At 63.7% G+C, this 19,964-nt stretch carries 22 protein-coding genes; 16 read left to right on the top strand and 6 right to left on the bottom strand.

Annotated elements, in window-relative coordinates; all coding sequences use genetic code 11:
• Positions 1 to 2: 2 nt before the first annotated feature.
• Together KTR60_RS16320 and KTR60_RS16315 are read left to right on the top strand one after the other, a co-directional pair.
• On the top strand, positions 3 to 1,322 hold the full coding sequence (locus tag KTR60_RS16320) for an alpha/beta fold hydrolase (protein WP_228401040.1): 1,320 nt from the start codon (positions 3 to 5) through the stop codon (positions 1,320 to 1,322).
• A 53-nt stretch (positions 1,323 to 1,375) separates the two neighbouring features.
• Complete coding sequence (locus tag KTR60_RS16315) at positions 1,376 to 2,047, top strand: DUF1345 domain-containing protein (protein WP_030537075.1); 672 nt, start codon at positions 1,376 to 1,378, stop codon at positions 2,045 to 2,047.
• Between the two features lie 21 nt (positions 2,048 to 2,068).
• Here KTR60_RS16315 and KTR60_RS16310 read toward each other — a convergent pair whose 3' ends face one another.
• Complete coding sequence (locus KTR60_RS16310) at positions 2,069 to 2,698, bottom strand: LysE family transporter (RefSeq protein WP_007732267.1); 630 nt, start codon at positions 2,696 to 2,698, stop codon at positions 2,069 to 2,071.
• A 110-nt stretch (positions 2,699 to 2,808) separates the two neighbouring features.
• Between KTR60_RS16310 and KTR60_RS16305 the strand changes: the two genes are divergently transcribed.
• Positions 2,809 to 3,465: a nitroreductase family protein gene (locus tag KTR60_RS16305; RefSeq protein ID WP_003942413.1), complete on the top strand. Its 657-nt coding sequence runs from the start codon at positions 2,809 to 2,811 to the stop codon at positions 3,463 to 3,465.
• A complete protein-coding gene (locus tag KTR60_RS16300; protein WP_070161666.1) occupies positions 3,459 to 4,064 on the top strand; it encodes a dihydrofolate reductase family protein in 606 nt (201 codons plus the stop codon). The genes KTR60_RS16305 and KTR60_RS16300 overlap by 7 nt, the downstream gene beginning before the upstream one ends.
• Here KTR60_RS16300 and KTR60_RS16295 read toward each other — a convergent pair.
• Positions 4,061 to 4,864 carry a sulfite exporter TauE/SafE family protein gene (locus KTR60_RS16295; RefSeq protein WP_228401039.1) on the bottom strand — a complete coding sequence of 268 codons (804 nt, stop codon included), beginning with the start codon at positions 4,862 to 4,864 and terminating at the stop codon, positions 4,061 to 4,063. The two genes, KTR60_RS16300 and KTR60_RS16295, sit on opposite strands and share 4 nt — an antisense overlap.
• 92 nt (positions 4,865 to 4,956) lie before the next feature.
• On the opposite strand from KTR60_RS16295, the gene KTR60_RS16290 reads away from it, so the two are divergent.
• Positions 4,957 to 5,760, top strand: a complete 804-nt coding sequence (locus KTR60_RS16290) for an AraC family transcriptional regulator (RefSeq protein WP_228401038.1) — start codon at positions 4,957 to 4,959, stop codon at positions 5,758 to 5,760.
• On the opposite strand, the gene KTR60_RS16285 is transcribed toward KTR60_RS16290, so the two are convergent.
• From KTR60_RS16285 to KTR60_RS16275, 3 genes are all read right to left on the bottom strand, one after another.
• Entirely contained in the window at positions 5,738 to 6,187 is a 450-nt protein-coding gene (locus tag KTR60_RS16285; RefSeq protein ID WP_003942394.1) for a hypothetical protein, read from the bottom strand. The genes KTR60_RS16290 and KTR60_RS16285 overlap by 23 nt on opposite strands.
• Positions 6,188 to 6,233: 46 nt before the next feature.
• Entirely contained in the window at positions 6,234 to 7,487 is a 1,254-nt protein-coding gene (locus KTR60_RS16280; RefSeq protein WP_082920640.1) for a glycoside hydrolase family 1 protein, read from the bottom strand.
• Between the two features lie 140 nt (positions 7,488 to 7,627).
• Entirely contained in the window at positions 7,628 to 10,882 is a 3,255-nt protein-coding gene (locus KTR60_RS16275) for an arabinosyltransferase domain-containing protein (RefSeq protein WP_228402284.1), read from the bottom strand.
• A 133-nt stretch (positions 10,883 to 11,015) separates the two neighbouring features.
• Here KTR60_RS16275 and KTR60_RS16270 point away from each other — a divergent pair, with 133 nt between their 5' ends.
• The 11 genes from KTR60_RS16270 to hisF all read left to right on the top strand — a co-directional run bounded on the left by KTR60_RS16270 (position 11,016) and on the right by hisF (position 19,344).
• The gene (locus KTR60_RS16270) at positions 11,016 to 11,498 is read left to right on the top strand and encodes a hypothetical protein (RefSeq protein WP_228401037.1); all 483 of its coding nucleotides are present in this window, start codon (positions 11,016 to 11,018) and stop codon (positions 11,496 to 11,498) included.
• A gap of 153 nt (positions 11,499 to 11,651) precedes the next feature.
• Positions 11,652 to 12,974 (top strand): histidinol dehydrogenase, encoded by a 1,323-nt coding sequence (hisD, locus tag KTR60_RS16265; RefSeq protein ID WP_037130144.1) that lies wholly within the window; start codon positions 11,652 to 11,654, stop codon positions 12,972 to 12,974.
• Positions 12,971 to 14,113 (top strand): histidinol-phosphate transaminase, encoded by a 1,143-nt coding sequence (locus KTR60_RS16260; protein WP_042449556.1) that lies wholly within the window; start codon positions 12,971 to 12,973, stop codon positions 14,111 to 14,113. Before hisD ends, KTR60_RS16260 begins: the two co-directional genes overlap by 4 nt.
• Positions 14,110 to 14,724: an imidazoleglycerol-phosphate dehydratase HisB gene (gene hisB / locus KTR60_RS16255; RefSeq protein ID WP_003942383.1), complete on the top strand. Its 615-nt coding sequence runs from the start codon at positions 14,110 to 14,112 to the stop codon at positions 14,722 to 14,724. The genes KTR60_RS16260 and hisB overlap by 4 nt, the downstream gene beginning before the upstream one ends.
• Positions 14,721 to 14,870, top strand: a complete 150-nt coding sequence (locus tag KTR60_RS16250) for a hypothetical protein (RefSeq protein ID WP_007732248.1) — start codon at positions 14,721 to 14,723, stop codon at positions 14,868 to 14,870. Before hisB ends, KTR60_RS16250 begins: the two co-directional genes overlap by 4 nt.
• 92 nt (positions 14,871 to 14,962) lie before the next feature.
• A complete protein-coding gene (locus KTR60_RS16245) occupies positions 14,963 to 16,084 on the top strand; it encodes an MFS transporter (protein ID WP_042449554.1) in 1,122 nt (373 codons plus the stop codon).
• A 9-nt stretch (positions 16,085 to 16,093) separates the two neighbouring features.
• Entirely contained in the window at positions 16,094 to 16,729 is a 636-nt protein-coding gene (gene hisH / locus KTR60_RS16240) for an imidazole glycerol phosphate synthase subunit HisH (protein WP_003942389.1), read from the top strand.
• Positions 16,726 to 16,977, top strand: coding sequence for a hypothetical protein (locus tag KTR60_RS16235; protein ID WP_042449550.1), 252 nt, complete (start codon positions 16,726 to 16,728; stop codon positions 16,975 to 16,977). The genes hisH and KTR60_RS16235 overlap by 4 nt, the downstream gene beginning before the upstream one ends.
• Before the next feature lie 19 nt (positions 16,978 to 16,996).
• Positions 16,997 to 17,731: a bifunctional 1-(5-phosphoribosyl)-5-((5-phosphoribosylamino)methylideneamino)imidazole-4-carboxamide isomerase/phosphoribosylanthranilate isomerase PriA gene (gene priA, locus KTR60_RS16230; RefSeq protein WP_003942371.1), complete on the top strand. Its 735-nt coding sequence runs from the start codon at positions 16,997 to 16,999 to the stop codon at positions 17,729 to 17,731.
• Positions 17,732 to 17,740: 9 nt separating this feature from the next.
• Complete coding sequence (locus KTR60_RS16225) at positions 17,741 to 18,574, top strand: inositol monophosphatase family protein (protein WP_003942414.1); 834 nt, start codon at positions 17,741 to 17,743, stop codon at positions 18,572 to 18,574.
• On the top strand, positions 18,571 to 19,344 hold the full coding sequence (gene hisF, locus KTR60_RS16220) for an imidazole glycerol phosphate synthase subunit HisF (protein WP_003942380.1): 774 nt from the start codon (positions 18,571 to 18,573) through the stop codon (positions 19,342 to 19,344). Before KTR60_RS16225 ends, hisF begins: the two co-directional genes overlap by 4 nt.
• On the opposite strand, the gene KTR60_RS16215 is transcribed toward hisF, so the two are convergent.
• On the bottom strand, positions 19,341 to 19,958 hold the full coding sequence (locus KTR60_RS16215) for a TetR/AcrR family transcriptional regulator (RefSeq protein ID WP_030537064.1): 618 nt from the start codon (positions 19,956 to 19,958) through the stop codon (positions 19,341 to 19,343). The two genes, hisF and KTR60_RS16215, sit on opposite strands and share 4 nt — an antisense overlap.
• Positions 19,959 to 19,964 lie beyond the last annotated feature (6 nt).

Raw genomic sequence — 19,964 nt, 5'->3', positions numbered from 1 at the left:
CCATGAGCACCCGGAAGGTTGTCCTCGCGGCACTGAAGGTTACGGCCGTTGCGGTATCAGCGCTGTTGCCGACCTCGCTGCTGTTCACACCGATGTCGAACGCCGAACCTGTGAACGATTTCTACGATGCGATTCCGGGCGACGTCGGTGATCCGGGTTCGGTGATTCGGACGGAACCGCTGGCTCTGGCCGGTGCCGTCGGCGGAGTGCCTGGTGTGGGGACCCGGATCCTGTATTCGAGTACCGACGCCCACGGATCCAAGGTTGCTGTGTCGGGCTCGTACCTGGAGCCGGCTGCCCCGTGGTCAGGAGCGGGCCCCCGCCCGACGGTGGTGATCGGTCCGGGTACGCAGGGCCAAGGTGATCAGTGCGCGCCGTCGAGGATGTTTCCCACTGCCGGTCAGCTCCGCCTGGCGGAACCCGGGAATCCGTCGAACTACGGTGCCGGTGTGGACAGTGTCGGTGTCAACTACGAGTCAGCTTTTGCTTTCGCTTTCCTCGCCCAGGGCGTTCGTGTATTCGTCACCGACTACATCGGACTCGGAACACCCGGCGTCCATACCTACGTCAATCGCGCCGAGGAAGCCCATGCGATGTTGGACGGTGCACGCGCTGCCCGAGCCCTCGCGCAGGCAGGAGATGACGATCCGATAGCGCTGTGGGGCCACTCGCAGGGCGGCGGCGCCACTGCCGCTGCAACCGAACTGGCACCCGAATACGCGCCTGCGTTGAATCTGGTCGGGAGTTACGCGAGCGCGCCCCCGGCAGACCTGGCAAGCGTTCTGCGTCATATCGACGGTACCGGCCTGATGGCCGCGATCGGCTACACGATCAACGGCGTCCTCGACCGCTATCCCGCCGCCCGAGAGCCGATCGAATCTCGACTCAACGACTACGGCCGGTCCGTGCTCGCCGACGTCGCCGGGCAATGCCTCATCGATTCCCGAACCAAGTACGGGAAGCAGTCGACGGCGTCGTGGACCACAGACGGACGACCACTCGCCGACGTGGTGGAATCGGTACCGGAGATCCAACAGGTGATCGAGGAACAACGCATCGGGCGGCGAACCCCGGCCTCGCCGATTCTGGTCAACGGAGCGCTCAACGACGATTTCATCCCGTACGAGCAAACCCGGCGCCTGGTTCAGGACTGGTGCGCGCGCGGGGCCGAGGCGACGTTGTTCACCGACACCCTGCCTGCGGTGAATCCGGGGAGCGGCAACAACCACCTCGCGCCGGCCGTAGCGGATTTCGGCGTCGGATTGCAGTACGTGCTGGACAGATTCAACGGCAAGCCGATAGTCGGTGCGTGCAACGCCTGAGTCGCCGTGTCACGTAACCACCGTCTCACTTATAACAGTGGTTGACTGAGCCCGTGAACGATCGACCGCACGACCTTCCGATCAACCCGGTTCCACGGAGCGCCCTGGGTGCCGGGCCGGCGCTGAGAGTGTCGACGGGTCTGCTGCTCGGTGTGGCCGCCGGTGTCGTCACGGCGTTGGTCGGCTACCCCCGATTCGCGTTTCTGATCGGCTGGGATGTGGCGGCGATGGTGTTCACGGTGTGGACGTGGATTCTGGTCTGGCCCTTCGACGCGACGCTCACCGCAAGCCACGCAACGCGCGAAGAGCCGGCCCGAAACGTCGCGCACCTGCTGATTCTCGGTGCCGCCGTCGCGAGCCTGGTCGGTATCGCGTTCCTGCTCCTGGCGGCACCCGACGGACATCACTACCAAGTAGTGGCGGCATCGGTTGCAGTCGGCAGCGTCGTGATCTCGTGGCTGGCGGTCCACACGCTCTTCGCCCTCGGATATGCACGGCTGTACTACTCCGGCCCCGACGGCGGAATCGATTTCAATCAGGAAGAACCGCCGAGGTACAGCGATTTCGCCTACGTGGCGTACACGGTCGGGATGAGCTTCGCGATTTCCGACACCAACTTGAAGTCGTCGGACATGCGCGCGATGGCACTCGGCCACGCATTGCTGTCGTACCTGTTCGGTTCGGTGATCGTGGCGTCCGTCGTCAACTTGATTGCGGGCCTGTGATCTCTCGAGCCGTGTGACCGATCAAGCCGCTGCACGCCCGATGCTCGAGAGGAAGCCGGCGGCTCCGAAGAACAGGCCGGCGAATACTCGATTGGTGGTTCGCTGCTGTTTGGGGGAGCGCATCAAGGTGAGCACCCGGGCGGCCAGGCCGGTGTATCCGGTCATCACGATCACGTCGACTGCGCACATCGTGGCGGCGATGATCAGATACTGCGGCAGCAGGGGCGCCGACGGGTCCAGGAACTGCGGGAGCACTGCGAGCATGAAAACGACGGCCTTCGGATTGCTCGCGTTCACGAGAAACCCGCGAAGCATCATCATCGGACCGGAGCTGCTCGCGGCTGCCTCGTCGGTCTCCACCTCGGTGGGCGTCGATCGCCACTGCCTGATCCCCAGGTAGACGAGGTATGCGACACCGAACCACTTGATCAAGGAAAAGGCCACGGTCGAACTGGCGAGAATTGCACCGACCCCCGCCGCGACAATTCCGATCTGCAGCAACAATCCCAACTGCAGCCCGAAGATGTTCCAGTATCCGCGTCGCAAGCCGTAGGCAAGTCCCGACGACATCGACGCAATGGCGCCGGCCCCCGGCGACAGGCTGATCACCCAACTTGCTCCGAAGAACGCCAACCAGACGTGCCAACTCATGTCGAAAGTCCTTTGATCGGGAAATACTCCCGACAACGAGCACGCACGGGATCAGAAAAGTGTAGACGGACAGTCCTGCTCACTGCTCGCGACAGTGCAATGATCGGGAGATGACGTCGTATCCCGTACTCGACCTGACACCCGACGAATTGCTGACCACAACGCGGACCGTTCGAAAGCGTCTGGATCTGACCCGTCCCGTGCCGTTGGACCTGGTGAAGGAATGCCTCCAGATCGCCCTGCAAGCGCCCTCCGGTTCGAATCGCCAGGGCTGGCAGTGGATGGTGGTGACCGATCCGGCGCTGCGTGCAGCAGTCGGGCAGATCTACAAGGAAGTCACCGACGAGTACCTTGCCTCTCACGGTTCGGCGGCAAAACTCTTCGCCGATGATCCCGATCGCGCGCCGATTCAACAACGCGTGGGCACCAGCGTCGCGTGGCTCGGTGAGCACATGGGTGAGGTGCCGGTCCTTCTCATTCCGTGTATCAAGGCGGGCAAGACGCTGCCGGAGGGGAACCAAGCCGGCCTGTGGGGTTCGCTACTCCCGGCTGCGTGGAGTTACGCGCTGGCCGCGCGGGCACGTGGGCTCGGTACGGCGTGGACGACATTGCATTTGCAGCGTGAAGCGGAAGTTGCGGAACTGCTGGGCATTCCGGCCGGATTCCATCAGGCTGCGCTCATCCCGACGGCGTACTTCACCGGCGAGACGTTCAAACCCGCCGCCCGTGAACCGGTCGACAACGTGCTGCACGTGGACCGATGGTGAGCCTGATCTACTCGGCGATCTGCTCGATCGACGGGTATGTGGCTGATGAGCAAGGAAACTTCGACTGGGCGGTTCCCGACGCGCAGGTCCATGCGTTCGTCAACGAGCTAGAGAGGGGAGTCGGCACGTACCTGCTCGGGCGCCGGATGTACGAGACGATGATTCCCTGGGAAACAATGGCATCCGAGGATCTCGAGCGTTCTTCGGTGGCAGGAGGACCTTCGGCTCCGGACGAGTTTGCCGGAATCGAGGCGGCGACCGCCGAGTTCGCTCAGATCTGGCGTGGAATCGACAAGATCGTGTACTCCACGACGCTGAACGAGGTGTCGACCGCACGTACCAGGATTGTCCCGAGCTTCGATGAAGACTCCATCCGTTTGCTCGAGAGTGAAGCGGTACAAGATATCTCGATCGGTGGACCGACGGTTGCGGTTAGTGCTTTCGCGGCGGGTTTGGTCGATGAAGTCAGACTGTTCCTGTGTCCGGTCAATATCGGTGGCGGATTGCGAGCTCTCCCGGAAAGCCGGCTTGATCTGCAACTGCTCGAGGAGAAAACCTTCGACGGCGGCGTCATCTATCTGCGATACGCCGTTCGCTAAGCAATCACCATCACTGCCGTGACGACGCCGAGTAGAGCGATGTAGGCGGCGGCATGGACTCGGTCCGGTATGGCACCGACGATTCGTCGGCTCAGCGCGATCGCCGGTAGGGAACCGGCGAGTAGTGCACAGACGGCCAGAAGGTCGACAGCGCCGACTCTGCCCGCCGACAGATCCGAGGCAGAACTGTGCCCTGATGAGACCGCATACACCGCCGTCGCGACGACGGCGACAGGCAAGCTCAACGGGTTGGCGCTCGCGGCGGCGTCGGCCATCGGAACTCCGCCGCGTCGCATCATCGGAACCGTCATGACGCTCCCGCCGACTCCGAGGAAACTTGCGACGGCACCGATGCCTATCCCGACAGCGCGGACGCCGTGACGGTCAAGATGTTCGCGAGGTTCAGATGGTGTCAGAAACCCTTGTCGCAGAAGACTGTCCAGGATTGTCACCAGCAGGTAGAGCACAAACAGAATCCGGACGACACCGTCGTCTACGTGGCCCGCCGCAACCGCTCCGAGCCCGGCTCCGAGTGCGACGGGACCGATCAGAGGTCTGATGTACTCCGTCCGTAGCCGTCCTGACTTCCTGAATGCGACTGTGGCACCGAGTGAATTGACCACCATCACGGCCGCCGAGGATGCTACGGCGACATGCATCGGATCGATGACGTCCGGCCGCAGCGTCGATGCAGCGTAAACGACTGGGACAGTGACGAACCCGCCACCGAATCCGAAAAGAACGGTGGTGACTCCGGTCAAGGCGCCGAAAGCGAGCAGGATGAGGAAGTAGTGAAGCACTTGATGAACGTTAGCGATTTCTCCGTTGGCGCACATTCGAAGGTTCGCCACGTTCCATTGTGAATCGGACACAGACTCGGTAGGTTCCTCCGGTGCGCAACATCTCGATCAACGACGTCGATCACTCACCCCGCGGTGTTCTCGCAATCGGAACCGACTACCCACCCGGTCACGTGCTGGCCGCCCACGAACATCGACGAGCCCAGTTTCTCTTCGCTGTGAACGGTGCGATGAACGTCGAAACCGAAGACGGTGAGTGGACGGTTCTGCCGTCCAATGCGGTCATGATTCCCGCCGGTGTCGCTCATGCCGTGACAATGGACGGCGTCAGCACGCGAAGCCTCTACATCGAACCGTCCGCAGCGCCGTGGTTCCCGGTCAGGTGCCGAGTCGTCGCAGTATCGTCGCTCCTGCGTGAGTTACTTGTCGCTGCAGTCGACATGGATGTCGAGCTGAATGTGGAGGACGACTTCCCCGCACACGGACGCAGCGCCGCGGTATTTCAGCTGATCCTGCACGAACTTCGCGATCTTGCGCCCCTACCTGTGGAACTCCCGCTGCCTCGGCACCCGGGATTGCGGGCGTTGTGCGCGCAGTATCTCGCAGCCCCGTCGATCCATGACTCGCCCACGCGGTGGGCTGACCGACTCCACGTCAGTGAACGGACACTGCACCGCTTGCTGATCTCGGAAACGGGGATGAGCGCGTCGTCGTGGATGCAGCGTGCCTGCATTCTTCACGCGCTTCCGAAACTTTCTGCCGGGGCCAGTGTGACGGCCGTTGCGTCTGAACTCGGATACTCGACGCCGGCTGCCTTCGCAGCGATGTGCACCCGAGTCTCGGGTGCACCGCCCAGTAGCTATCGGGCGCGCGTCACGACACAGACACAGGGATGATGTCGGCGACGACGTCGTGGATGAGACCGTCACGGACTTCGAAGGTTTCACGAATCTCCACGGTCATGAGGCGAGTGCCGCCGATTCCCGCGTCCAGCAGGTAGGTGGTCGAGACGATGTCCCCGGCCTCCGACATCTCGAGGTCTCGGACGCCCTGGATAACGCGGTATTGGATGCCGTTTTCGAGGTCGGCGGACATCTGTGGTCCGGAGAACCCCGTCTTGAGTCCGGCTTCGACGCGAGTCGCATCCGGGGCGAAATGAACATCGGAGACGTCATGGGAGACGAGGGCGTCGATGTAGGCGCGTGCTTGCGCCTCGCGGGGTGAATCGGCCGGGTTGGGGGCTGCTGTCGCAGCGCCTCCGGCAACCAGGATCAGGGCAGCCGTGGCAGCGGCAGTTCCGGCGATATTTCGCAGTGTTCGCATGGGACATCCTAACGACGAGGAGTGGAGGAATTTCGGAAAACGGCCGTCATCGAGTAGCCGTACAGCTGCGGGGAGGATCGACGAGCGAGCAGAAAGCCGGGGCCATGACGGGCACGTAGTCGGCCCCGACGCCGTTCTCGTGAATGATCCGGCGGTAGGCGTCGACGCCGTCGGTCGGGATTCGCGCCGCAGTGGGATCGCCGAGAACATCGACCGTGTAGAGGCCGAATCGAGGTCGGTACGAACCCCATTCGTAGTTGTCGGTGATGGACCAGTAGTTGTAGCCGATCACGTCGGCACCGTCTTCTCGGGCGCGTTCCATCCAATAGATGTGATCGCGTAAGTGATTCGCGCGTGTGTATCCGTCGGCGCGCGGCGCTCCGTTGTCGGTGGGCATGCCGTTCTCGACGATGTAGAGGGGGAGTTCCGGATACTTGCCCGAGTACCGCATCAATGCGTCGTACAGGCCTTCGGGCTGCGGCGTGACGTTGTAGAACTCGTCGAGTGCGGCGTACGCGGCAGTCGGATTGTTCAGGGCCACACCGTAGTAGTAGTCGATGCCGAGAAAGTCGAGCTTGTCGCGCACTCGATCCGTGAATACCGAATCGATCGCCTCGGACACGCCGGGAATGAAGGAGAAATTACTGCTTACGCGGGCACCGGGATCGAGAACATGGATGCGGTCGTAGATCGCCCGGTGGACTCGGACCAATGAGTCGAACATCGACGGCGCCTGGGTGAGTGCGATTCCGCCGTAGGTCAATTCGCGCTGAACGTACACAGTCGGCTCGTTGATCGTGATCCAGAGCGCCCCGATTCCGGAGTACCGCTCGACTACCTTCTCTGCGTTGACCAGCCAATCGGCTTCCGTCTTCGGATTTGTCCAGCCGCCTTGATCGACAACCCATCCCGGATACACCCAGTGGTCGAGTGTGATCATCGGAGTCATGCCCCGCGCGCGGATGTGAGCTACCACGTCGTCGTAGTAGGCGAATTCGGTCTCGTTCCAGCTCCCGGCGGCGGGCTGAACTCGCGCCCACTCGACGCCGAATCGGAAAACCTTCGATCCCAGATCGGCCGCCCGGTCGATGTCCTCGGCGTAGCGATGACGGAAGTCGACCGAGTCACCGATCTTGTCGTGGGTTCGTCCGGAATCGGAGTATCGAGACCAGTTGCTGTCCGGCGACGAACCTTCCGATTGGAACCCGGAGGTGGCAACGCCCCAGAGGAAGTCATCCGGTACCTCAGCCGAGGCGTGAGCGGGAAGGGCCAGCACCCCGAACAGGCACGTCAGTGCCATCAGCGCAGGCGCGATAGACCGTGACAGGGCTCCCATGCCTGGGAGACTAAGTCATACAAGTGTCCAGTCGCAGGCGTTTCGTCCGATCCGCCCGCGGCTGGACCGTGTCACTCAGTGACCCAGCCGCTCAGAAATTCCGCTCAGAAAACCATGGTCATCGATCCCGGGTTCCACGTCCCGGAGCGCTGAACGGTCGTTTCGTCGACCTGGGCAGGTACTGCACTCGGATCGATCGGTGTGTACTTCTCGATCGAACCCCAGTCGCGAGCCCAGTCGTTGTCGAGATACGACGGAATGGTCTGCGCGGTCAGGAGCAGATCGATCCACCCCAACGGTCCACCACCGTAGTGGTCCTGCCAGGCACTGGTCACGAGCGCACCGGAATGGTCGGGAAGGATCCGATACTCGGGGACCTCGGCGATACCGACCCGATGATCGAAGGGGCGTTGGCATGGGAATGCCAGTCCGACAGCCCAATCCAGCATGACGGGCGCCTGTGAACCGACGACGTCGTTGAGCTTCTGGGTCTTCGGAACCCGCGGCGGGGTGACGGCCACCCATTGGTCGGGCTTGCTGTCGTAGTCGCTGACGACCAGTCGAATGCTGTTGGCTTCGACGGGAATCTGATCCAACGGCACACGCAGGTTCCGCCATGACGGCGCCGGGCCGATGTCGAGGGGCGCGATCTTTCCGAGTGTTTCGACAGCGTCTGTTTCGGCATCGTCGACGCCACGCGCTGTTCCGTACTCGACCTCGACGTTCTGGCCGTAGGTGACGATTCCGTCCTTGTCGACGGACCGAACACGACCAGCCGCGGCAATCGAGATGATGTCGCCACGTGTGGCGTTCTCGCCCACGTCGGGGAGTTGGTACCAGTCACTGGTCAGAGTGCCGGGGGAGGGCTGACCGTAACTACCCATGACGGGTGTTGTCGCCGGGTCGAGACCGAACGGCAACGCGACCGAACTGCCGTTGACTCCGGTCTGTCCGGCGCCACCGCCGGTTCCGGCCGAGTTGCCGGCGGTGTCCTCGGAGGTGTCGACGGTGTTCGCGCCGCCGGTAGCCGTGGCTTCCTTGTCTGCTCGAAGGTCGGAAGCGACGCCATTCGGATCGAATCCCGTAGCCCCACCGGCGGACAGTCCTGTGGCGACGCTGCCCGAGAGGGGCGTCAGCATCGAGGCGTTCGGATCGGTCTCGAGCAGAACGTCGTTGGCGAGACCGCAATGTTGGCCGAGAACGGCGTCGACGTTTGCACGGCCCACCGAATAGGCCGGGTACTGGGTGACCGCGCCCTTGGCCATGGACAGCACCTCGAAGAGGACCATGGCACCTGCGGCAACCGTCAGTGGCGAGATGGCAAGCAGTCGAGCGTGCTTCGCGGACGGTTCCTTCCCCGCGGTGTACGGCTCACGGAAGAAGTACCACGCGGCGACGCCGAGCATCAGCACCGTCAGCCCGAGGAGGACGGTGCTCGCGCCGAGTCCGCTGATGGACACAGGCTTGTCCCACCACGGAACGCTGTAGCTGGACACGTAGTAGTAGCTGTTGCTGCCGGTGAATGCCACCGCGAGGAGGAACAGGACGGCCGCCGCGAAGAGGGCCCGATTGCGCGGCGAGCGCAGGAGTTTTGTTCCCACGGCGACGGCCGTCATCATCGCCAGAACGGCGGTGAGTCCGGCAAAGATTCCGAAGTGGTGCGTCCACTTGGTCGGCGAGAACATCAGCAGTGGCAGTGCGCCGATCGTCAGCCCCACGACGCGGCGTGACGGGCCGGCGGCCAAACCGGGAATCCGGCCCCCCTTGCGCAGCATCATCGCGGTGCAGACGCCAAGGCACAGAACCATGACGAACACACCGAATCTGCGAGTCAGGGAACCGTCGACGGAGATGTTGAAGAGGTACTGATAGCGGAGGTACTCGTCGAACCAGGGCTGATTCGGTGAGATCGAGTGGACGCGTTGCATCTCGATGACGGCGGCCAGACTTTGATCGCCGAACGCGGGGATGAGAATCGAGAGTCCGGCAGCTAGCAGTGGCCCGACAGCCGCGACGTAACCGGTGGTGCGCGCACGTTCGATGATGATGCGCATGATCGGGCGTATTCCGGCGATGAGTGCGGCAAAGCAGATGAGGCCGGAAGGGCCGGCAGTCAAGGTGAATCCGGCGATCAGGATCGCGACTGCGACCGGCAGAAGTCGTCTCGTCGCGACGGCGCGTTCGATCGAGCACCAGGTCAGCAGCACGCCGAGGGCAACGATCGGTTCGGGGCGCAGTCCGTTGTTGAACGGAAGCCAGAAAGCGAGGAAGACAAGCGCGCCGGTCCAGAGGGCGAGTCGATTTCCGCGAATGGCGGCGCCCAGCCGAGGCGCAACCTCCCGGCTGATGACGAGCCAGGTGATGATGCCTGCCAACAGAGCAGGCAGACGGACCCAGGGGCTTGCGGTGCTGACGTGGGCCAGGAGTCCGAGGATGTTGTAATACGGCGTTCCGAACGGGGTTTCGGGGACCGCGAACCACCGGAAGTAGTTGGACATGTAGCCCGATTGCTCGGAGGCTCTTGCCATCGTGAACTGGTAGCCGTCGTCGGTGGTGGTAGCGCCGATGAAGTGCCACAGCACCAGAGTTCCGACGACGACCCCGTCGAGGACGGTGAACTTCCACCATCGGGCGGGCAGAAATTTGCGTGTGCCCCGGCCGTCGCGGTTGTCGAGGCGGTGCAGCGCGAAGAGGGACACGAGAGCCGTGAGTGCCCCGAGAATCATGGCGAGAGTCTTGATCACCGACGGGCTCGACGTGAAGCGAGAGTCCGCCTCGATCGAGACGTTCAAACCGGCTGCCGCCGAATCGAGGTCGCTGAAGACGCCGACTACCTGTGGCCGGCTGTCGCCCTCGATGACGCGCGGTTCGGAACCGGTGGCACTGAAGGTGGTTCGGGTCGGCTCGGCGGCGAGCGTGAGTGCGCATCCACTCGGCAGATCAGCGACGGGTGTCGAGAGCAACACTCGATCGCGTAGGACAACGTCGACCCGAGCGGGAGCGTCGGAGGATTCGGGGGAGACAGTGGCAACAAATCCGTAGCGGCGCGCATCGGCGGCACCCGGGGGAGCAGTCGAGACGAGCGTTCCGCCGGTGGCGGCCAACTCACTGATCGACGCGCACGGAATCGATGCCTCCATGCGCAACGGTGTGTACGAGACCAATGGCGCCTCGACGCTTGTCGTCGACCCGGCCTGCGGCCAGTTGACGACGGCGGTGTCCTGCTCGATCGGCAGGAACGGCACTGATCCGCACAAAACTATGCCGAGGATCGATGCGACAATCGCAACGATCCGTGCTCGGGTCGGTCCGCTGGATCGCTGAGGGGTCGGCAAGGCCGGAGGTGCGGTCGTGGCCACGTCACTGTCTGTCACGACTTTGGACCCTAGCTGTGCGTGACGTGTTTGTTATAAAAGCGCGAGTAATGGGATGGTCGTGTTCCCGGTGTCATTCCTCGGGGTGGGGTTGTCGGCGATCGAGGCGGGGGGTGCTGTGCGCGAATTTCACGAGTCCATTCCCCTGAGCCCACTACTGCGGCGTTCGGCGGTCGCATTGTGCGTCGTCCTCGGAATTGTCCTGGTAATTGTCTGCGGGTTCGCGGCAATCGTGGATCGCGACTCGGCGGGCTACGTCGGCGCCGTGTTGTCCGCGGTCCTGTCCTTCGGGTTGGCCGCGTACATGTGGAAGGTGCGCGTGATCATCACCACAGACGTCGAACGAGTGTCGATCGCGCTGTCTCCGGGGCTGCGTCAGGTATTTAGGTGGGACGAAGTTGTGTCTGCCACTGCAGTACATATCGGGATGGGCTCCGGAATCGGTTATCGAATGACCGGCCCAGGTATGCGGGTAGTTCTCGCATCTCCCGGCGACGGGGTCCGCTTTCGTCTGCATGACGGCCGTGAAATCTCGGTGGCAACACATCGAAGGGACGAGCTGATCGAACTCGCCCGGCGGCGGGCGCCGGACCTGCAGTGAGCGTTGCAGGTGGACCGGTGAAAAACGGGGTGCGCCTATCCTGGATAATTGTCATCAGTTCTGTGTTTCAGGCGCGCTGTTCAGGGCCTGTGATGCCGGACCGGTTTGCTGCCGCTTGCACAGGCACCCCGTTTGCGTACGAGAGGAACTCTCATGCTTGCCCGCACCGACCTGCGTGGTCGTACCCCATCCACGGCCGAACTTCGCGCCGCGCTTCCCCGAGGTGGAGTGGATGTGGACGCGGTACTGCATCAGGTTCGCCCGATGGTCGAAGCCGTCCGTGATCGCGGGGCAGAAGCCGCCCTCGAGTTCGGCGAGAAGTTCGACGGCGTTCGTCCGGCTTCGGTTCGTGTACCCGCGGCCGAGCTCGAGCGCGCACTTCGTGAACTCGACCCCGCAGTCAAGGAAGCCCTCGAGGTTGCGATCGAGCGCACCCGCACGGTGCACGCCGACCAGCGTCGTAAGGACACCGTCACCGAGGTCGTTCCGGGTGGCACGGTCACCGAGCGTTGGGTTCCGGTCGAGCGCGTCGGGCTGTACGTGCCCGGCGGCAATGCCGTGTACCCGTCCAGCGTTGTCATGAACGTCGTGCCGGCTCAGACGGCCGGCGTCGGATCACTTGTTGTCGCCTCGCCGCCCCAAGCCGACTTCGGCGGATTGCCGCACCCGACCATCCTTGCCGCAGCAGCCATGCTCGGCGTCGACGAAGTGTGGGCCGTCGGCGGCGGGCAGGGCGTCGCCCTCCTTACCTACGGCGGAACCGACACCGATGGAACCGAGCTTGTCCCGGTCGACCTCATCACCGGTCCCGGCAACATCTACGTCACTGCCGCCAAGCGTCTGTGCCGCGGACTGGTCGGCATCGACGCGGAAGCCGGTCCCACCGAGATCGCGATCCTCGCCGACCACACCGCTGACCCGGTCCACGTTGCCGCCGATCTCATCAGCCAGGCCGAGCACGACGTGATGGCCGCCAGCGTTCTTGTCACGACCAGCGTCGACTTGGCCGACGCGGTCGACAAGGCTCTGGCTGCGCAGCTCGAGATCACCAAGCATCGCGAGCGCGTCACCACGGCACTGACCGGTAGCCAGTCGGGCACGGTGCTCGTTTCTGATGTTTCCGCTGGTCTGCGCGTCGTCAATGCGTATGCGGCAGAGCACCTCGAGATCCAGACCGAGGATGCAACCGGGGTGGCAGCTCAGGTCACCAGCGCTGGTGCCGTGTTCGTCGGCCCGTGGGCGCCGGTCAGTCTCGGCGACTACTGCGCCGGCTCCAACCACGTTCTGCCGACGGCCGGGTGTGCACGCCACTCCTCCGGTCTGAGTGTGCAGACGTTCCTTCGTGGAATCCACGTGATCGACTACTCCGAGTCTGCACTGAAAGACGTTGCCGGACATGTCATCACGCTGGCCAATGCGGAGGATCTGCCGGCTCACGGCGAGGCTGTGCGTCTGCGATTCGAGGCTCTGCGATGAGTAGTGCTCCTGGAGAGTCGATTTCGGTCGACGCCCTGCCGATTCGCGAGAACCTGCGTGGAAAGTCGGCGTACGGCGCACCGCAGTTGACGGTTCCGGTTCAGCTCAACACGAACGAGAACCCGCATCCGCCGACCCAGGCGCTCATCGACGATGTGGCCGAATCCGTGCGCGAAGCCGCGAAGGAACTGCACCGCTACCCCGACCGTGACGCTGTGGCGTTGCGGACGGATCTGGCGGCGTACCTGGCGAAGCAGACAGGTGTACCGGTCACCGTCGACAATCTGTGGGCGGCAAACGGATCGAACGAGATTCTGCAGCAACTTCTTCAGGCGTTCGCAGGTCCGGGACGTAGCGCGATGGGTTTTGTGCCTTCGTACTCGATGCACCCGATCATCGCCGACGGTACCGATACCGAGTGGGTCGAGGTCTTCCGTCGGGACGACTTCGCACTCGACGTGGATGCTGCCGTCACCGTGATCGCGGAACGTCGACCCGACGTCGTGTTCGTGACCAGCCCCAACAACCCGACCGGACACAGCGTCGGCATTGCAGAACTGCGACGCATCCTCGACGTGGCGCCGGGCATCGTGATCGTGGACGAGGCGTACGCGGAGTTCTCCGCTGCCCCGAGCGCGATGACGCTGATCGACGAGTTCCCGGCCAAGCTGGTTGTGACCCGCACCATGAGCAAGGCTTTCGCGTTTGCCGGTGGCCGACTCGGCTACCTCGCCGCCGCTCCCGCGTTCATCGACGCACTGTTATTGGTGCGCTTGCCTTATCACCTCTCGGTGGTCACGCAGGCGGCGGCACGTGCCGCCCTGCGTCACGCCGACGAGACCCTCGGCAGTGTGCACGCCTTGTCCGCCGAGCGCGATCGCGTGTCGAAGGCGCTGGCGGACACCGGTTTCCGAGTGATTCCCAGTGACGCGAACTTCATCTTGTTCGGACAGTTCACCGACAGTGCACAGGCGTGGAAGGAATACCTCGACCGCGGGGTTCTCATCCGCGACATCGGCATCCCCGGATACCTGCGGGCCACCGTGGGACTCGAAGCCGAGAACGACGCGTTCATCAAGGCCAGTGACGAAATCGCAGGCACCCAGCTGGTCGACACGAATTCAGGAGAGACGGCATGAGCGATCGCATCGCGCGGATCGAACGAACAACTCGGGAATCAAGCATCGTCGTCGAACTGAATCTGGACGGGACCGGCATCGTCGACGTCTCCACCGGCGTTCCGTTCTTCGACCACATGCTCAACGCGTTGGGTACGCACGCCAGCTTCGATCTCGACGTCAAGGCGAAGGGTGACGTCGAGATCGACGCTCACCACACCGTCGAGGACACCGCGATCGTCTTCGGCCAGGCGCTCGGCCAGGCACTCGGCGACAAGAAGGGCATCCGTCGTTTCGGCGACGCTTTCATCCCGATGGACGAAACGCTGGCGCACGCGTCGGTCGACGTCTCCGGTCGCCCGTACTGCGTGCACACCGGTGAGCCCGACTACATGGTGCATTCCGTCATCGGCGGGTACCCGGGCGTTCCGTATCACGCGGTGATCAACCGCCACGTGTTCGAGTCGATCGCATTGAATGCACGTATCGCACTGCACGTTCGGGTTCTGTACGGCCGCGATCAGCACCACATCACCGAGGCGGAGTACAAGGCCGTTGCGCGAGCTCTGCGTGAGGCGGTCGAGCCGGATCCGCGCGTGAGCGGCGTGCCGTCGACGAAGGGCACACTGTGAGCGTCCTCTTCACCTACTTGCTGTTCATCGGCGCGGGTATTGCCGTGGGCGGCGCCTACTCGATGTTCAAGGTCAACAAGCTTGCGTCGGGAATCCTTCTGGCGTTGGCGGTTCTGGCGGCGGTAGCGGGCGCACTGCGTCTGTGACGCGAAAAGTGACTGTGTCTGAGACGCGAAAAGTGACTGTATCTGAGACGCAAGATCCTGCTCCATCGCCGGGGTTGCTTCGCACACCGGGCATGATCGGTGTCCTGATCATGGCGGCAGCAGCTTTCGGTGGCTGGTCGTTGCTGTTGCCGGTGGTGCCGTTGCTGGTTGCGCAGTCCGGCGGATCGGATGCGCTTGCCGGATCGGTGACCGGTGTCTTCATGGCGGCCACGGTCTTGACGCAACTGCTCGTGCCTCGGTTGTTGCGGACGCAGGGCTACCGGCGCGTGCTGGCGGTCGGGTGTCTGCTCCTCGGCCCACCGTCGTTGGTGCTGTTGATCTCGGCCGACGCCGGCCCTGTCCTGGCGGTTTCCGCGGTGCGTGGCATCGGTTTCGGCATGCTGACGGTGGCCGGCAGTGCACTGGTGGCGGAGTTGGCGCCCAAACGAATTCTGGGCCGTGCCACCGGTGCTCAGGGAATCGCGATCGCAGCGTCACAAATGGCGGGGCTTCCGCTGGGGCTTGCGATCATGGAACGGTGGTCGGCGACACCGGTGTTCGTCCTCGGTGCGCTGATCCCGGCGCTCGCGCTGGTGGCCATTGCCGGGTTGCCGAAGATCTTCGCCCAGCCGACCGGGGAATCCGTTCGACTGAGTGTGTTCGCCGTCTTGGTTCCGGTGCTCGCTCTGGCGTGCGTGTCCGCGTCGTTCGGCGGGCTGTCGTCTCTACTGCCGATCGCAATCTCGGAGCGCGCGGCCGTTGCTGGAGTGGTGTTGGCGACCGCCAGTGGATCGATGTTGATCGGCCGGTACTCGGCGGGCCTGATCGCCGATCGTCTCGGCAGTGGTCGGACACTCGCGCCGGCATTGGCGTCGTCGACCATCGGATTGGTGCTGTTCGCGATCAACGTCGACGGCGGGTCGACGCCGGTCTTGTTCTGCGCGGCGGTCCTTTTCGGGCTGGGGTTCGGGGCGGTGCAGAACGAGTCCTTGGTCATGGCGTTTCAGGCTGCCGGCCCGAGGCAACTCGGATCCGCCAGCGCGATCTGGAACATCGGCTACGACGCCGGCACCGGAATCGGTGCACTGGCGTTGGGATTCGTGGCCACGACTGCCGGCTATGCGTGGGTCTTCGCGGTCTCTGCGGTCGTTGTCGCTCTGCTCCCGGCACTGGCCGCAGGCGGCAAAGTGATCGGCAGCAGGGTTGCCCGATAGAGTTGGGGCATGAGCGCTTCCACGATTGCTGTACTCGATTACGGCTCCGGCAACCTGCATTCGGCTACTCGCGCACTGGCGCGCACCGGGGCGCAGGTGGAGGTGACCAACGACATGAAGGTTGCACTGGCGGCCGACGGTCTCGTGGTGCCCGGCGTCGGCGCGTTCGCGGCCTGCATGGAAGGTCTGCGTGCAGTGCAGGGTGACCGAATCATCGGCAGACGCCTGGCCGGTGGCCGACCGGTGCTGGGCATCTGCGTCGGCATGCAGATTCTGTTCGACCGGGGAGTCGAATTCGGTGTCGAGGCGGAGGGCTGTGGCGAATGGCCCGGCACCGTCGAGAGGCTGCAAGCAGAGGTTTTGCCGCACATGGGCTGGAACACCGTGGAGGCGCCGGAGTCCAGCACCCTGTTCAAGGGCATAGACGCCGATACCCGCTTCTACTTCGTCCACTCCTACGGTGTGCAGAGTTGGGAGCTCGCGCCGTCCGAGCACATTGCACCCCCGAAGCTGACATGGGCCGATCACGGCGGAAAGTTTCTCGCTGCCGTCGAGAACGGTGCGTTGTCGGCAACGCAGTTCCACCCCGAGAAATCCGGTGACGCAGGCGCCGAGTTGCTGAGCAACTGGGTGCAGAGTTTGTGACCGGGGGATCCGGACCGAACCGCGGTGACGATTTCTCCCTCGCCCGTCTGGCGTTGTTCTCGCTCGGCGCCGCTGTGGCTGCGCTGGCGGTCGCAACCGTCGTCATCGTTGTTCTCAAACCATCGCCGGGCGTCGGCCTCGTGATCGGTCTCGTGGGGGTCGTCGCTGCGATTGCGGCAATGGGTGTCGTATCCAAGCGGATGACCCGAAAAGCGTTCGGTGACCCGGAAGACGGTTCGAGGTCCTGACCTACTAGGGTTACCGCACGTGAGCCTGGTCCTTTTGCCTGCTGTAGATGTCGTCAACGGTGAAGCTGTTCGCCTCGTGCAAGGAGAGGCGGGAAGTGAGACCGGTTACGGGTCGCCCCGCGACGCTGCTCTTGCGTGGCAGAACGACGGTGCCGAATGGGTGCATCTTGTCGACCTCGACGCTGCTTTCGGGCGTGGGTCCAACAGTGAACTGTTGGCCGGCGTCATCGGCGACCTGACGGTCAAGGTGGAACTGTCCGGTGGAATCCGCGACGACGCTTCCCTGGAAGCCGCACTGGCCACCGGCTGTGCTCGCGTGAATCTCGGTACTGCCGCTATCGAGGATCCCGAGTGGTGTGCGCGTGCATTGGCCAAGTACGGCGACAAGATCGCTGTCGGCCTCGATGTTCGTCTCGTCGACGGTCAGTACCGCACCCGTGGTCGCGGCTGGGTCACCGACGGCGGCGATCTGTGGGAGACCCTCGCGCGTCTGGACCGTGACGGCTGCACTCGTTACGTCGTCACCGACGTCTCCAAGGACGGCACACTCACCGGTCCCAATCTCGAACTTCTCAGCCAGGTCTGCGCGGTCACCGACGCGCACGTCGTCGCCTCCGGTGGTGTGTCGACCATCGAGGATCTACTCGCCATTTCCAGCCTGGTTGATCAGGGTGTCGAGGGCGCGATCGTGGGCAAGGCATTGTATGCCGGTCGCTTCACTCTCCCCGAAGCACTGGCAGCAGTTTCCGGATAGATTTTCCAGATGACTCCGACGCGTGACCTCGACGAACTTCTCGCGATTGCGGGTCGGCTTCTCGACGGCGTCCACGATCAGTTCGTCTCCGGTGTCGGCGCCCCGAGTGCGGTCCGCAAGGGCTGGGGTGATTTTGCCACCGAGGTCGATCTTGCGCTCGAGAAGCGGTTGACCGCGGAGTTGTTCGAGCAGACCGGCATCGAGGTGCACGGCGAGGAATTCGGCGGTCCCGACGTCGGTTCCGGGCTCGTCTGGGTTCTCGACCCCGTTGACGGTACTTTCAACTACTCGGCCGGATTGCCCACTGCCGGAACGCTGTTGGCGCTTCTCGACGACGGTGTCCCGGTGCTCGGATTGACCTGGCTTCCATTGATCGGTCACACGTACGCGACTCGCGCCGGCGGTCCGTTGTTGGTCAATGGAATCGCCGTACCGCCGCTGGAGCCAACCGATCTGGCGTCGTCGATCGTCGGCTTGGGTGCGCTCAACGTCAACAGTCGAGGGCGGATCCCCGGCAGTTTCCGTCTCGACCTCCTCGCCGAGATCAGCAAGGTGTCCTCGCGGATCCGGATACACGGTTCAACCGGAGTCGATCTGGCCTTCACCGCGGCCGGCATCCTGGGCGGTGCGATCGTCTACGGCCGCAACGCGTGGGACAACGCGGCCGGGGTCGCGCTCGTTCGCGGTGCGGGCGGGGTGGTCACCGACCTGGCCGGCCGCCCGTGGACCGTAGAATCGGAGTCGGTGCTCGCTGCCGCTCCGGGCATCCACGGTGAGATTCTCGATATCCTCAACGCGCTCGGTGATCCGCGCGCTTCGTCCTCAGGAGGACCACAGTCATGACCCTCGCAGTTCGTGTGATTCCGTGCCTCGACGTCGACGCCGGGCGAGTGGTCAAGGGTGTCAATTTCGAGAATCTTCGCGACGCCGGAGATCCGGTGGAACTCGCGGCAGCGTACGACGCTCAGGGCGCCGACGAACTGACCTTCCTGGACGTGACCGCCTCCACGTCGGATCGCGGCACGATGCTCGACGTCGTAAGTCGCACTGCCGAGCAGGTTTTCATTCCTCTGACCGTCGGCGGTGGAGTGCGCACGGTCGCGGATGTCGATCGTCTGCTGCGTGCCGGTGCCGACAAGGTCAGCGTGAACACCGCGGCGATTGCGCGCCCGGAACTGCTGAAGGAACTGAGTGAGCGTTTCGGCTCGCAGTGCATCGTCCTCTCGGTCGATGCCCGCACCGTTCCCCAGGGGCAGCCGGACACACCGTCGGGGTGGGAGGTCACGACGCACGGGGGCAAGCGCGGCACCGGGATCGACGCTGTCGAGTGGGCCGAGCGTGGTGCAGAGTTGGGAGTGGGGGAGATCCTGCTCAACTCGATGGATGCCGACGGCACCAAAGCGGGCTTCGACCTTCTGATGATCCGCGCTGTCCGGGCGGCAGTCCACGTACCGGTGATCGCCAGTGGCGGTGCCGGCCTGGTCGAGCACTTTGCCCCGGCAGTCGAAGCGGGCGCAGACGCAGTTCTCGCAGCAAGTGTCTTCCACTTCGGCGATCTGAGCATCCCGGAGGTCAAGGATGCGATGCGTGCCGAGGGAATCGTTGTTCGCTAGGCGTTCTCGGCGCGGATTCCGTCGAACATGAGGCGGCTGATGGCTTGGTTCAACGCCGTGCAGTCGACGGACGAACCGGCTCGCAATCCTTGAATCGCACTTGCCAGCATCATGCCGTTGACGGCGTGGGCAGTGTTGTCGACATCGAGGTCGGCGCGTAGATAGCCGCATTCGACTCCGTGGTGCAGGTACGCCGCGGTCAACGATGCCGACTGGTCGAGTAGATCGAGCATCCGGCCCGTCAGATCGGCGTCGACGCCCGTCGTCTCGAACAGCAGAACCCGCGGGATGCGGGGGTCGTCGAAGAAGATGCGGGGGAGCGCCTCGGCGATCCGTCCCACTTGGGCGCGGTACTCGTCCAGTGTGCTGGCGGCGTCGGGAGCATTCTCGGTGGCCAGTGCGCTGATGATCTTTGCGACGAGGTCGTCGATGACGTGATCGATGATGTCGCGCTTGTTCTCGAAGTACCGGTAGAAGGTCCCGTGGCCGATTCCGAGAGTTGTTGCGATGTCGGCAATTCCGGTTGCGTGATAGCCGCGCTGGGCGAAGCACTCGAATGATGCGTCGATGATCTCGCGGCGCAATTCCGCCTTTTTTCGTTCCGCTCTGGTCATGGCCTT

Origin of the sequence: Rhodococcus sp. C1 (assembly GCF_020809065.1) — a bacterium.
Lineage (GTDB): Bacteria > Actinomycetota > Actinomycetes > Mycobacteriales > Mycobacteriaceae > Rhodococcus_F > Rhodococcus_F qingshengii.
This window is presented reverse-complemented; position numbering and strand designations above follow the sequence as displayed.